15 protein-coding genes are annotated in these 13,070 nt (G+C 63.5%); 8 read left to right on the forward strand and 7 right to left on the reverse strand.

Annotated elements, in window-relative coordinates:
• Positions 1 to 35 precede the first annotated feature (35 nt).
• Positions 36 to 443, reverse strand: coding sequence for a hypothetical protein (locus IVB05_RS11295; RefSeq protein ID WP_247784230.1), 408 nt, complete (start codon positions 441 to 443; stop codon positions 36 to 38).
• Between the two features lie 474 nt (positions 444 to 917).
• Between IVB05_RS11295 and IVB05_RS11300 the strand changes: the two genes are divergently transcribed.
• Complete coding sequence (locus IVB05_RS11300) at positions 918 to 1,139, forward strand: hypothetical protein (protein WP_247784232.1); 222 nt, start codon at positions 918 to 920, stop codon at positions 1,137 to 1,139.
• 238 nt (positions 1,140 to 1,377) lie between these two features.
• Complete coding sequence (locus tag IVB05_RS11305) at positions 1,378 to 1,617, forward strand: hypothetical protein (RefSeq protein ID WP_247784234.1); 240 nt, start codon at positions 1,378 to 1,380, stop codon at positions 1,615 to 1,617.
• A gap of 13 nt (positions 1,618 to 1,630) precedes the next feature.
• Here IVB05_RS11305 and IVB05_RS11310 read toward each other — a convergent pair whose 3' ends face one another.
• The 3 genes from IVB05_RS11310 to IVB05_RS11320 form a co-directional block, all read right to left on the reverse strand.
• Positions 1,631 to 2,803: a cytochrome P450 gene (locus IVB05_RS11310; RefSeq protein ID WP_247784236.1), complete on the reverse strand. Its 1,173-nt coding sequence runs from the start codon at positions 2,801 to 2,803 to the stop codon at positions 1,631 to 1,633.
• A 7-nt stretch (positions 2,804 to 2,810) separates the two neighbouring features.
• Positions 2,811 to 3,578, reverse strand: a complete 768-nt coding sequence (locus tag IVB05_RS11315; protein ID WP_247784238.1) for an SDR family oxidoreductase — start codon at positions 3,576 to 3,578, stop codon at positions 2,811 to 2,813.
• A 342-nt stretch (positions 3,579 to 3,920) separates the two neighbouring features.
• Positions 3,921 to 4,175: a hypothetical protein gene (locus tag IVB05_RS11320; RefSeq protein WP_247784240.1), complete on the reverse strand. Its 255-nt coding sequence runs from the start codon at positions 4,173 to 4,175 to the stop codon at positions 3,921 to 3,923.
• Positions 4,176 to 4,362: 187 nt separating this feature from the next.
• Between IVB05_RS11320 and IVB05_RS11325 the strand changes: the two genes are divergently transcribed.
• Positions 4,363 to 4,911: a DUF2380 domain-containing protein gene (locus IVB05_RS11325; RefSeq protein WP_247784242.1), complete on the forward strand. Its 549-nt coding sequence runs from the start codon at positions 4,363 to 4,365 to the stop codon at positions 4,909 to 4,911.
• An 84-nt stretch (positions 4,912 to 4,995) separates the two neighbouring features.
• Here IVB05_RS11325 and IVB05_RS11330 read toward each other — a convergent pair whose 3' ends face one another.
• Positions 4,996 to 5,385 (reverse strand): RidA family protein, encoded by a 390-nt coding sequence (locus IVB05_RS11330; RefSeq protein WP_247784243.1) that lies wholly within the window; start codon positions 5,383 to 5,385, stop codon positions 4,996 to 4,998.
• A 388-nt stretch (positions 5,386 to 5,773) separates the two neighbouring features.
• Here IVB05_RS11330 and IVB05_RS11335 point away from each other — a divergent pair, with 388 nt between their 5' ends.
• Both IVB05_RS11335 and IVB05_RS11340 read left to right on the forward strand, forming a co-directional pair.
• Positions 5,774 to 6,214 carry a hypothetical protein gene (locus IVB05_RS11335; RefSeq protein ID WP_247784245.1) on the forward strand — a complete coding sequence of 147 codons (441 nt, stop codon included), beginning with the start codon at positions 5,774 to 5,776 and terminating at the stop codon, positions 6,212 to 6,214.
• A 150-nt stretch (positions 6,215 to 6,364) separates the two neighbouring features.
• Entirely contained in the window at positions 6,365 to 6,910 is a 546-nt protein-coding gene (locus tag IVB05_RS11340; RefSeq protein ID WP_247784247.1) for a phosphohydrolase, read from the forward strand.
• A gap of 47 nt (positions 6,911 to 6,957) precedes the next feature.
• Here IVB05_RS11340 and IVB05_RS11345 read toward each other — a convergent pair whose 3' ends face one another.
• Positions 6,958 to 7,461 carry a DUF1993 domain-containing protein gene (locus IVB05_RS11345; RefSeq protein ID WP_247784248.1) on the reverse strand — a complete coding sequence of 168 codons (504 nt, stop codon included), beginning with the start codon at positions 7,459 to 7,461 and terminating at the stop codon, positions 6,958 to 6,960.
• Positions 7,462 to 7,658: 197 nt separating this feature from the next.
• The gene (locus tag IVB05_RS11350; protein WP_247784250.1) at positions 7,659 to 9,011 is read right to left on the reverse strand and encodes a lytic murein transglycosylase; all 1,353 of its coding nucleotides are present in this window, start codon (positions 9,009 to 9,011) and stop codon (positions 7,659 to 7,661) included.
• A 356-nt stretch (positions 9,012 to 9,367) separates the two neighbouring features.
• On the opposite strand from IVB05_RS11350, the gene IVB05_RS11355 reads away from it, so the two are divergent.
• From IVB05_RS11355 to IVB05_RS11365, 3 genes are read left to right on the forward strand one after another with little or no spacing between them, the layout of a single operon-like run.
• Positions 9,368 to 10,237 carry a xanthine dehydrogenase family protein subunit M gene (locus IVB05_RS11355; protein ID WP_247784252.1) on the forward strand — a complete coding sequence of 290 codons (870 nt, stop codon included), beginning with the start codon at positions 9,368 to 9,370 and terminating at the stop codon, positions 10,235 to 10,237.
• Between the two features lie 5 nt (positions 10,238 to 10,242).
• On the forward strand, positions 10,243 to 10,719 hold the full coding sequence (locus IVB05_RS11360; RefSeq protein ID WP_247784253.1) for a (2Fe-2S)-binding protein: 477 nt from the start codon (positions 10,243 to 10,245) through the stop codon (positions 10,717 to 10,719).
• A gap of 18 nt (positions 10,720 to 10,737) precedes the next feature.
• Positions 10,738 to 12,999, forward strand: a complete 2,262-nt coding sequence (locus IVB05_RS11365) for a xanthine dehydrogenase family protein molybdopterin-binding subunit (protein WP_247784255.1) — start codon at positions 10,738 to 10,740, stop codon at positions 12,997 to 12,999.
• Positions 13,000 to 13,070: the final 71 nt, after the last annotated feature.

Below are 13,070 nucleotides of genomic sequence, written 5' to 3' on the forward strand. Positions count from 1 at the left end.
CCACCAGCAATTGGTCTCTTACGAAGAAACAACCCTTAAGCCTTCAGGTTCGTGATCCGCATAATTCCAACCACGTTCCCGTCATTGAACGCTTGCTCATTCGTACCTTTGTCGCAGGTCCAAACGAAATTTTTCTTGGCCGTAAAGGTCTTTCCTTCCTGCTCGATCCGAAGCTCCCCTTCAGTGATATGGCAGACCATGGCGTTCATCATTGGGGGGCCGGCAGTCTTCGATCCCGGCTGCATGATGACGTCGAGCATAGAGACAGTCTTGAACCCGGGGATGAGGGATGGTGTCTCGCCATCGTAAGCACGCACCACGACACCGGGCCACGGCGTCGTATCCTTGTAGCCCGTGGCTTGGGCGGCGGCGGGCTTCATCATGGCCGCCGAAGCCGCTGCCAACCCGATTCCCAGTGCTGACCTTCGATCGATCTTGTTCATCGTTTTCTCCCGAGGTTACGCAACGAGCCGCCGCAGAAGCGGCGCGCACTTCGTGGTGAATGGTGCTGCGAAACCGAAAAATGGGTCGGTCTCTTAGGAGGGTGCGCCTGCCGATGGCACCACTGCTGCTCGTTCGCCCCGAACGGCGATTTCGGCACGTCCCGCTTCGACGGCAACTACATTCTACGCCATCGGACGTGCGAGAGAAACAGCTGGTCCACCCGAAGAACCGATTGGCCTGCTGTCCGGAGTCGGCCACCGCGGCTTCCAGCAATGTCCGTTCATGACGGCACTTTTCGGACCTCACGCGATGTCCGACGTGAGTCCGTAATGCGCATCAAAGCGGAAGTCCGCCAACCACTTGGATTTATGGGTTCATGGCCGCCCGGTTCCGGCGCGGCGTGATGCGCCTCACGGTGCGGCGCGGCGGTGGCTTCCATGATGGCATCGGATGTTAGCCATCGGAGCACTGCCATGGATCAGGCCAAGCGGTTGAAGCTCGCCGCCGTTTTCTTCACCATCTTCTGGATCGGCGGGATGTTGTGGTGGAGCGGCGAGTATCATCCCGCCTACATCATCCTTCTTGCCGTTTGCGGGGCCATCGGAGGCTATCTCTGGTACCTCGCCATGCGCTGGGTATTTCAGCACATGCACCTGCTCAACGGCGATCATGGCGGCGGCCGGGAGACGCCATGAGGCGGTGACGCCTTCGTCGACTGCTGTTAATTTCCTTCATACATGATGAGCCGGGCAGGTTGGCCATGCGAGCTCTCGCCGTTCTTGCATTCGTCCTGATTTCCTCCACGGCCTTTGCCGCGACATCAGAAAGATTCGGCCGGGGCGGCTGGTACAGGGATTTCCAGCCGGAGATCGAGCGCGCCAATCCACTGGCGAACTGTTTCGCATCAAGGGCCACTGCCAGTCGAACTGCACGTTGTTCCTGGGCCTGCGCAATGTCTGCGTCGAGCGCAGCGCCACGCTGTTGTTCCACGCCGGCCACGACCGCCAGCGCAATATCCATGTGGCCCATACGCAGCGGATGCTAAGCGCTTACAATGCGAAACTGCGCAAGTATCTCATTGACAATCACTACATGGAGACGCTGGCGTTTCACACCATTCCGGGCAGCACGATCATCGACCGCTTCGGCTACCGGGAATGTCCGCGCCAGTAGAAGCTCACCACGATCAGCCCGCGTCCCACTTCACCGGCAGATTGAGCAATCCGCGAAACGCCCAGCCGCCGATCCGCACCGGTTCGCGCTCGTCCAGCCGCAATCCCTTCAGCCGCGCAAACGTGCTCGGCAGCGCGACGTCGGCCACCATGGCGCGGGAGGCAAACGCGCCAGCGCAGTAATGCGGACCGGCGCCGAAGGCGATGCTCTTCTGGGTGTCGCGGGTGATGTCGAACCGATCCGGCTCGGCAAAGCAGGCCTCGTCGCGATTGGCCGAGCCGAACATGAAGAACACGCGGTCTTCCGGCTCGAAGTCAATGCCGGCATATGACCATGGCTTTGCCACCCGGCGCGGCGACATCTGGATCGGCGCGATCCAGCGCGCATATTCCTCGAACGCGTCGAGCCACTTTGCCTTGCCGTCCTGAACCAGCGCGAGCTGATCGGGATGCGTCAGCAATGCCCAGGTCGCGCCTGCTATCGCATCGCGCGGCTCGTTCTGGCCGCCCGAAATCGCAAGCTTGATGTTGGCGCGGATGCTTTCCATGTTCTGGCCTGAAGCCAGCAGAACGCTCAGGATCGAGGTGTTCGGATGTTTTTTCACCACCGGAATCATGTCGTCGATCGCGGCATCGATGGCTGATGTCGCCGCATGGCAGCGCGCTTCGACTTCCTTGTTGCCGGTGTAGTTGGCGATGCCGTCGATCATCGCCTGCGACCACGCGTCCATGTCCTGATAGCGCATGTTGGTCAAGCCAGTGACGTCCTTCAGGCATTCGGCCGACAGCGGCAGCGCCAGCGCCTTGCAGAGATCGGCTGCGCCTTTCGGCACCAACTCGTCGAGGATGCGGTCGGCGTGGGCCTGAAACTGCCGGACCCAGGTGTCGCGCACCGTGCGCGGCGATACGGCGGGAAACATCGCCTGCCGCTCCGTCATGTGCGCATCGCCATCCTTGCGCATCATGTTGTGGCCCATCAGCACATTCATCAGCCCGTTCGGCTGGTGCGAGGAGAACACGTCGATGCGCTTCTCCTGGGTGAAGATGTCGTCGCGGCGGGTGAACACGGTGGAGCCGAGTTGCGGCACGAACGCGATCGGCACTTCCTTTCGCATCTTCGCCAGCGCGGGATAGGGATCGGCCCAGAAGCTCGATACGTCGATATCGAAATGCGGGGCATTGGACATGTTGCGCTCACACCGCCCGATAGCCGCCGTCGACCATCACGATCGATCCGGAGACATAGGCCGAAAGATCGGAAGCGAGGAAGATCGCGGGGCCGACGATGTCTTCCGCGGTGCCGGCGCGGCCCAGCGGGGTATGATCCATGAAGGTCTTCACCAGGTCCGGATTGTTGGCGCGGGCATTGGCGTTCAGTGGTGTCGCGATGAAGCCGGGGCCGATCGCGTTGACGCGGACGCCTTCCTTGCCGAGTTCGGCGGCGAGCGCCTTGGTGAAGCCGAGCACGCCGTGCTTGGACGCGGTATAGGCCGGCGAGCTCGGCGTGCGCACGTGCACAAAGGACTGGATCGAGCCGATATTGACGATACGTCCCTTGCTGGCGCGCAACGGCGCGAGGAACGCATGTGTCACGTTGAAGACACCGGTGAGGTTGATCGCGATGATGTCTTCCCAGTCGTTGATCACGGCTTCGGCTGCGCCCAGCATGCCGTTGCGGCGGACGATGCCGGCATTGTTGACAAGGATCGAGACCTGTCCGACCTTGTCGGCGATTTGCTTCGCCATCGCGACACAGTCCTCGCGCCTGGCGACATCGAGCGGAAAGCTGTCCGCGCTGCCGCCGTCGTCGCGGATTTCCTTCGCCGCTTCCGCCGCCGCCTTCTCATCCCTGTCGAGCAGCACCACGCGCGCGCCCTCGCGGGCGTAGCCGATCGCGATCGCGCGTCCGATGCCGGAGCCTGCACCGGTGATGACGGCGATGTGATTTTGGAGAAGGGGCATGCGGCGTTCCTCTGCTTTTGATTTTGGCGGAGGATAGCAAGCGTGTCCGTTAGTACAAGGTGGTGCGTGTCCGTAGGATGGGTAGAGCGCAGCGAAACCCATCGATTGGTGCCGATGAGCAAAATGATGGGTATCGCTCCCACCCATCCTACGGAACCATACCGACGCTACAGCTTGCAGGTAATGTAGCCCGGATGGAGCGCAGCGAAATCCGGGGACCGGCCTTACCCGGACAGGCTTCCCCGGATTGCGCGGAGCCTGTCATCACAGTGCGAGCGCAATTGCGCTCGTCGCTGGGCGCATTCGCGCGACCCGTTGGCTCCCTCCGGGCTACGAAAGAAATCAGAGCGAGCAGGTGCCGTTGCGCAAGAGGCCGTCCTTGAAGACCAGCGCGTCGCCGAAGGTCGGCACTTCCGAACCTACGATCACCGTGTAATTCCCGGGATACGGCGCGGTCGGGATGCTCTGGTCCCAGATCTGGCAGAAGCCGGAATCCTGCCAGCGGATCAGATGATACGAGGCCTGCGCCGGACTCGACGCGGCAAGTGCGGTAAAGCCGATGCCGGCAACGGCGCAGAGGGCAAAAATACGACGCATCTTCAATCTCCGGTTTGAACACGGGCTCTCGCGCCCGGTTACCGGTTGAGTAGCGGGCAAGGCGAGAAGGTTCAAAGGCGCCAAGCGCGAGCTGGAATGGGTTAGCGAAATCCTCAACCGCTGTTATGATTCAGGCCCGGCCGCGGGACGATGCCAATGCCAATGTCAGGGTTGAAGGAGACGAAGCATGACGCAAGCAGCAACCCCATGGCGTGCGTTGAGCCCGCGCAGCCGCGCAAGCGCCGTGCTGACCGTGCTGTGCGCGGTAGCCGCATTGTCGTTTCCATCGGGCGGATCGCCCGCCGCCGCGCCGATCGCGGTGGCGGTGGCGGATTTCGATTATTTCGACACCTCGGGCGAGGTCGTGGACCAGAGCGCGGAGCATCGCGCCCGCGTGGCGTCGTTTGCAAAATTGCTGCGCGATAATCTGGCGGCCCAGGGCGATTATCGCGTGGTGCCGATCGAATGCCCCGATCATCCCTGCACCGCCACCAGCATGTCGCAGGAGGTTTTCATCGCCGCCGCGCGCCGGGCCGGCGCCCGGCTCGTGGTCTATGGCGGCATCCGCAAGATGAGCACGCTGGTGCAATGGGGCGAAATCCAGCTGCTCGATCTCGAAGCCGAGAAATTGTTGATGCAGCGAACGGTGACGTTCCGCGGCGACAACGATGCCGCCTATCGCCATGCGGCGAATTTCGTCGGCGATCAGCTGAAGGAAACCATGCCGAAGCCGTAAGCGGTCCGTAGGATGGGTAGAGCGCAGCGAAACCCATCGATCGGCTCGCGAGGAAGCGATGGGTATCGCTTCGCTCCACCCATCCTACGCCTTCGCCAGCGACGCAACAGCTTCGATCTCGATCAGCATTTTCGGATCCGGCAGCGCCTGCACCACGCAGGTGGTGCGGGCGGGGTAGGGCGCGGGCCCGAACGCCGATGCATACAGCACGTTCATCGTGGCGACGTCGGATGCGCGCGTCAGCAGCACGTTGACCTTGACGAGATCGCGAAACGTCGCGCCGGCCTCGCCGAGCACGCGCTTGATGTTGGCGACGACGAAGCCGAACTGCGCCTCGAAACCATCCGCCAACGCGCCCTTGTCGTCAAAACCCGGAATGCCCGAGATGAACAGCAGGTCGCCGGTGCGCGTGGCGAAGGAGAGCGGCGGGGACTTGATGCCGGCGGGCGGCGCGAAGTGCTGGATCGGGGCCATGGGACACCTTTATGAACGGGTTCGGTGCCTTGAACGTAACGCGCCGCTGCCTCGCTGGAAAGGCAGCGGCGCGGCGCTTGCGACCCGCCGATAGGATTGGAAAAGCCTGGTGCCGGTACGAGGAGATCCCCGGACGAGGTACTAGCGCAAGATGGTCGCGGCGAAGGTAATGCAGTTCACAGGCGCGATAAGTTTCGTTCGCTTGTGCACGTTTTCCACATCGGCATCCGACAGATTTTGATGAAATTGTGTCATGCTCGCCGTCATGTGCCGGCTGCGCGGGCCATCAATGCGCTTTTCCCATCCAGCCGATGAGGTACAATCAGCCCGTCACGACTCAAATTGGCGCCGCACGCTGGCCTGCCAAATTTCCCTGGAGAAAATATCCATGAAGATGCCATCCGCCCTCCGTGCCGCCGTGCTCGCGCTTGCGGCCCTCGTGGGCATTACGCTGTCCTCCGCCGCGCGCGCCGACGAAGGTTTCGTGCAGCTCACGATCTACAAGGCGGGATGGGTGATCGGTGGCTCCGGCGGCAGCGGCGTGCTGGATTTTCGCGGACGGCGATACTTGCTTTCAACCGGCGGGCTGGATTATGGCTTCGTGTTCGGCGGCTCGAAGACGATACTGCGCGGCCGTGTCAGCAACATCTATCGCCCCTCCGACGTCGCCGGCGTTTACGGCGCGGCCGGCGCAGGCCTTGCGGTGGGCCGCGGCGCGCGCGCAATCGTGCTGACCAACCAGAAGGGCGCGGTGCTGGAATTGACCGGCCATCAGGTAGGGTTGATGGCGAACGCGGATCTCAGCGGCCTCGCGATCACGATGCGGTAAGGTTTCGTAGGGGGGCAAAGGCGCGAAGCGCCGTGCCCGCCATCCAGCACGTCGCGCGGAATGGTGGGCACGCTTCCGCCTTCGCTCTTCGAGCTACGGCGGACAAGTCGCTTTGCCCACCCTACGGGCCGGTGCTTCGGGGAAGGACGGATGAACCGCGAAGAGTTGGTTGCCGCTTACACGGCCCCTGACCGCCACTATCACAACCTGGCGCATATCGAAGACTGTCTCGGTGCGCTCGCGCGTGTCGAAAATCTTTCGGCGGCCGAGCGCGAAATTCTGTCCGAGGCGATCTGGTGGCACGATGTCGTCTACGACGCGACCCGCCCGGACAATGAAGAGCTCAGCGCGCAGCTGGCCGAGCAGCACGTTCGCGAGGATATTCGCCAGGAGGTCGGCCGCCTGATCCGCCTGACGAAGACGCATGACGTCCAGCCCGGTGATCGGCTGGGCGCCATCCTGATTTCGATCGACCTCAGCATCCTGGGCGCGGCGCCCGCGCGATACGACGCCTATGCCGCGGCGATCCGGCAGGAGTTCATCCATGTGCCGGAGGACGACTATCGCGCCGGCCGCGCAAAAGTGCTCAGCCAGTTCGCAGGCCGGCCGGTCATCTTTCCCGATGCGGGCTTTGCCGCGAGATATGACCGACAGGCCCGCGAGAACCTCGCACGCGAACTGGCTTCGTTGAGCTGATAGTGCCGTCGCCGCGGCTTGCGATGCGCGCGCGACGACGGCTGTGATTACCTCGCCCCGAGAAAATCCCGCTTGCCGATCTCGACGCCGTTGTGGCGCAAAATGCCGTGCGCTGTGGCGGCATGGAAATAGAAGTTCGGGAACGCGAAGTTGACGAGATATTGCTGACCCTTCATCGTCATGGTGTTGCTCGGACCGATCGGAAAGGTCACCTCGCGCGTATCCCCGCCGTCGAATTGCGCCGGCTTGAACGACTTCACATAGTCGATCGCTTTCGCGATCCGCTGCTGCAACTCTTCAAAACTCTTTTCCGTGTCCGGCGTCTGTGGCACCTCGCTGCCGGTGAGGCGCGCGCAGGTTTTCGCGGCGAAATCGCAGACGGTCTGGATCTGGCGCGTCAGCGGATACATGTCCGGATAAAGCCTGGCATTGAGCAGCACTTCGGGCTGGATGTTCTTCGCCTTGCAATGCGCTTCCGCCTTGGTGAGCACGCCGGAAAGGCTGCCGAGAATCTGCAGGAAGGCCGGCACGGTTAAGTCGTGGAAAGACATGTGATGCTCTTTTCGTGATGTGGAATACCGCCTCGTGAGGATGAGGCGCTTTCCGACATGGGGCGGCGAGTGGGAAAATACAATGCTTCGGCTCGGCGCCGGATTCGTAGCCCGGATGGAGCGAAGCGCAATCCGGGCTTCTGTGCACGCGGCACCGTCCCGGATTTCGCTGCGCTCCATCCGGGCTACGACGGTGCTTACCGCGCCGCCGGCATCACCATGCCGGCCGGCTGCGCCTGGACGCCGGGTCCGCGCATCCGTGCCAGCAATTCCGCCGTCGGCCAGGAATCCGCCGACAGGCCGTATTTGATCTGCATCGCCTTCACCGCCGTGCGGCTCAACTGCCCCATCACGCCGTCGACCTTGCCGACATTGAACCCCGCGCGAACCATCAGCTGCTGCAGCTCCTTCAGTTCGTTGAGCGGCAGTTGCGCCACCGGTGCCGATGGCTGCCGCATCGGCGGGGCGCCGGCGATGCGGGAGGCGAGATAGCCCGCGGTGGTCGAATAGATCAGCGAATTGTTCCACTCGGTGTAGGCGGCGAAATTCGCGTAGGCCAGAAACGCCGGTCCGGTGCGGCCCATCGGCAGCAGCAGTGAGGCCGGCATGTCGTCGTTCGGCAGCGGGCGGCCGTCGGGATAGGTGACGCCGAGCTGCGCGAATTTTGCGCGCGACAGTTTGACGGTGAGGTCGGCCTGGTCCCATGGGAAATTCGCCGGCGCGCGGACTTCCTGCAGCCACGGCTCGCCGCGCCGCCACTTCAATCCGTTGGCGATGTAGTTCGCGGTCGAGCCGATCACGTCGGGCACGCTGCGCAGCATGTCGCGGTGGCCGTCGCCGTCATAGTCCACCGCATAGTTGAAGTAGTGCGTCGGCAAAAACTGCGTCTGGCCGAGTTCGCCGGCCCAAGAGCCGATCATCTCAGATGGTGAGAGATCGCCGCGGTCGATGATCTTCAAGGCGGCGATGGTTTCCTTCTGGAACATCTCCGAGCGGCGGCAGTCATAGGCCAGCGACACCAGCGACGGCAGCGTATGCAGCTTGCCCAACTCGGCGCCAAAACTGCTCTCCAGCCCCCAGAACGCAGCGATCACCGCGGGCGGCACGCCGTATTCCTTCTCGGCGCGCGCGAACGCCGCCGCATGCATCCGGACTCGCGCCTGCGCATTTTTTGCCGCGCCCTCGGACGCCCTGTTTCGTGCGAATTCGTTGAATACCTGGCCGAACACGCGCTGGCCGCGGTCGCGGTTGACGATGCCTTGATCATAGACGAGGTAGGGGGCGGCCTCGGCCAGCGCGCGCTGCGACACGCCCTCCGCCAGCGCCTGCTGTTTCAAATCGGCAAGGAAACGGTCGAACGACATGCCGTTGTGACAGGCCGCCGCGCGGGGCGAGCGCGCCACGGCGGCCGGTGGCTGCTGACCCGGTACCGGCGCGACCGCCGGCCGGGCCGGCGCGGGGCGGACGGGAGCGGGGGCAGGTTGGGCGATGGCGAGGGATGAAAAAGTCAGCGAGGCCGTGACAGCAACGAAAAGTCTGAGAAACAACATCAATATCACCGGCTCGGGATAGGGAGGGTTGAAGCGCCTGTCCGCCGCAGCTTGGAGAGCGAAGGCGGATGCCCACCATTTCAAAGCAACGTATTCAAAGCAACGTAGCCAGTTCAATCAAGATGGTTGGCACGGCGCAAGTGCGCCTTTGCCTACCCTACAGACTACGGCCTCCCGCCTCGGAGCAATTTTCGGCCCGCAAGCCCCGCCGCGCGCATAGGAGCCTGCCGTATCAACCTGATCTCGCAGGCTGTTCCAACCGTTGATCCCCGTGTAGGCTCGGGCCGCACTGCCGGGCCGGCATAAGGCCATCGCCCGTATGGGGCGGGCAGACAAAAAGGGAGATTGCGGAATCCATGACGGAACTCCGATATCTGGCGCCTGACACGCTTGACGAAGCGATCGGCGCATTTGCGAAAGCCGGCAGCGCCGCGCGCATCCTGGCCGGCGGTACGGATTTGCTGGTGCAGATGCGATCCGGGATGCTCAGGCCCGGCGTGATCGTCGACATCAAGAAAATCCCCGAGATGACGGAAATCGAGCAGGCAGCCGACGGCAGCTTTCGCATCGGCGCCGCCGTCTCCGGCATGGCGCTCGCGGAACACAAGACATTCGGCAAGGTCTGGCCCGGCGTACTCGAGGCCGTCAACCTGATCGGTTCCAAGCAGGTGCAGGGCCGGGCGTCCGCGGGGGGCAATCTCTGCAACGGCTCGCCCGCCGGCGACAGCGTGCCCGCGATGGTCGCAGCCGCCGCCATCGTCACCGTACAGGGCCCGGACGGCCGCCGCGAGATCAAGGTGGAGGACGTTCCCGCCGGTCCCGGCCGCACCAATCTCAAACCCGGCGAGATCCTTGTGAGTTTTGCGCTGCCGCCGCGTCCGCCCGGCTCCAGTGACGCCTACTTGCGCATGATCCCGCGAACCGAAATGGACATCGCCGTCGTCGGCGTTGGCGTCAGCCTGACGATCAAGGACGGCACGGTCACCGCCGCCCGCGTCGGCTTGGGGGCGGTGGCGCCGACGGTGCTGCTGGTCGAAGACGCCGCAAAAGCGCTGATCGGCTCAAAGCTCGACGACGTCGCCTTGGCAAAGGCGGCCGCCGCCTGTTCCGTCGCCTGCCGTCCGATCGATGACAAGCGCGGCACCATCGCCTACCGCACAAAAGTGGCCGGCGTGCTGCTCAAGCGCACCGCCGCAATCGCCGCCCAACGCGCTACAGGGAAATAGTTTTCATGGCCAAAGTTCACGTCACCACGTCCATCAATGGCGAGCCGATGGAATTTCTGTGCGAGCCATCAGACACCATGCTCGATGCGCTGCGCGGACCGCTGGCGCTCACCGGCTCCAAGGAAGGCTGCGCCTCCGGCGATTGCGGCGCCTGTTCGATCACGCTCGACGATCGCCTGATCTGCTCCTGCCTGATGCTCGCGGTTGAAGCGCAAGACCACGAGATCCGCACCATCGAGGGCATGGCGCAGGGCGACAAGCTGCATCCGCTGCAGCAGAAGTTTTTGGAAATGGCGGCCCTGCAATGCGGCATCTGCACGTCAGGCATGTTGGTCGCCTCCGACGCGCTGCTGAAGAAGAATCCTGATCCGAGCGAGGAGGAAGTCCGCTTCTGGCTCGCCGGCAATCTCTGCCGGTGCACCGGCTATGACAAGATCGTCCGCGCGGTGATGGAAACCGCTGCCGAAATGCGCGCGCAATAAATTGCGGGAGACAACCCAATGAACCTCGTCACCAACAACAAGTGGATCGGCCAGCGCACCATCCGTCCCGACGGCATGGACAAGGTGACCGGCCGCGCCCAGTTCGCCGCCGACACCACTATGCCAGGCCAGATCTGGGGCAAGGTTTTGCGCAGCCCGCATCCGCACGCGCGCATCCGATCGATCGACACGTCGAAGGCGGAGAAGCTGCCGGGCGTAAAAGCCGTCGTCACCGCGCGCGACATCGTCGATTTCCCGATCGCCAACGGCGCGGTCATGCTGGGCATCCAGGACATGCGCTGGATGTGCCGCAACGTGATGGCGCGCGACAAGGCGCTGTTCCCCGGTCACCCCATCGCCGCCGTGGCCGCGACCACGGAAGCGATCGCAGCGGAAGCCTGTAAGCTGATCGAGGTCGATTACGAGGTGCTGCCGTGGTCGATCGAGATCGACGACGCGATTCTGCCCGATGCGCCCATCCTGCACGAGTTCAACAAGTTCGACGGCAAGCCTTCGAATATCGCCGGCCGCCTCGAGCACAAGAAGGGCGACATCGCTGATGGCTTCAAGAAGGCCGACATCGTCATCGAGCGCACCTTCACCACGCGTCCCGTTCATCAGGGCTATATCGAGCCGCATGCGTGCCTGATCTCGGTGGCGCCGGACGGCAAGACCACGATCTGGAGCTCCAGCCAGGGCCAGTTCATGGTGCGCGCGATGACGGCCTATCTCACCGGCATCCCGCAGAGCGACATCCGCGCCATCCCCGCCGAGATCGGCGGCGGCTTTGGCGGCAAGACCATCGTCTATCTCGAACCGCTCGCGACCTTGCTCGCGAAAAAATCCGGCCGCCCGGTGAAGATGGTGATGACGCGCGAGGAAGTGATGCGCGCGACCGGTCCCACCTCAGGCTCGAAGAGCACGGTGAAGATTGGGGCTACGAAAGATGGAAAAATCGTCGCCGCGCACGGCACCTTCTATCTGCAGGCCGGCGCCTTCCCGGGCTCGCCGATCCGCGGCGCTGCCGGCTGCAGCTTCACGCCCTACGACATTCCGAACCTGCTCTCGGAAGGTTATGACGTCTGCTCCAACCGCTCGAAAGTCGCGGCCTATCGCGCGCCGGGTGCGCCGATCGGCGCCTATGCCGTCGAATGCGTGATGGATGAAGTCGCCGAAGCCCTGAAGATGGACCCGCTCGACTTCCGCCTGAAGAACGCCGCGAAGGAAGGCACGAAAGCCGCGCACGGTCCGGTGTTTCCGCGTATCGGCTTTATCGAGACGGTGGAAGCCGCCAAGAACTCGGATCACTACAAGGCCCCGCTCGGCAAGCTTCAGGGCAGGGGCGTCGCCTCCGGCTTCTGGTTCAACGCCGGCGGCGAGTCCTCCGCGCAAGTCAACATCACGGAAGACGGCAACGTCGTCGTCACGACAGGCCATCCGGATATCGGCGGTTCGCGCGCAGGCATCGCCAACATCTGCGCCGAGCTTCTCGGCATCGACTACCGCCGCGTCTCCGTCATCATCGGCGACACGCAGACGATTGGTTTCTCCAACTTGACCGGCGGCAGCCGCGTGCTGTTCGCCTCTTCGATTGTCGTGACGCAGTCGACCGAAAAGATCATCCAGACGCTGCGCGAGCGCGCCGCCAAGATCTGGGAGATCGATCCCGAGGCGGTGAAGTGGGAGAACGGCGCGGCGCATCCGGTGAGCCCGAACGCCGGCCAGTTCGAGCCGCTGACGCTGCAAGAGCTCGCCGAGAAAGCGCCCGCGATGGGCGGCCCGATCGGCGCCGGCGTGCAGCTCAACACCACGGGCGCCGACGGCGGTTTTGGCACGCATGTCTGCGACGTCGAGATCGATGTCGATCTCGGCATCGCGCGCGTCATCCGCTACACCGCCGTACAGGATGTCGGCCGCGCCATTCACCCCGGCTATGTCGAGGGCCAGCTCCAGGGCGGCGTCGCCCAAGGCATCGGCTGGGCGCTGAACGAGGAATACATCTACACCAAAGAAGGCAAGGTCGATAACCCCGGCTTCCTCGACTACCGCATGCCCGTCTGTTCGGACCTGCCAATGCTCGACTGCATCATGGTCGAAGTGCCGAACCCGAAACACCCGCAAGGCGTCAAGGGCGTCGGCGAAGTGCCGCTGGTGCCGGTGATGGCAGCGGTCGCCAACGCCATCTACAACGCGCTGGGCAAACGCTTCTACGCCCTGCCGATGTCGCCGCCGAAGGTGCTGGAGGTGCTGGACGCGCCGACGCGAGAGGCGGCGGAGTAGTAAGTTCGACGGGTATCTCACCACATCGTCATTGCGAGCGAAGCGAAGCAATCCATGGCCGCCGTATGGAA

Origin of the sequence: Bradyrhizobium sp. 170 (genome assembly GCF_023101085.1) — a bacterium.
GTDB lineage: Bacteria > Pseudomonadota > Alphaproteobacteria > Rhizobiales > Xanthobacteraceae > Bradyrhizobium.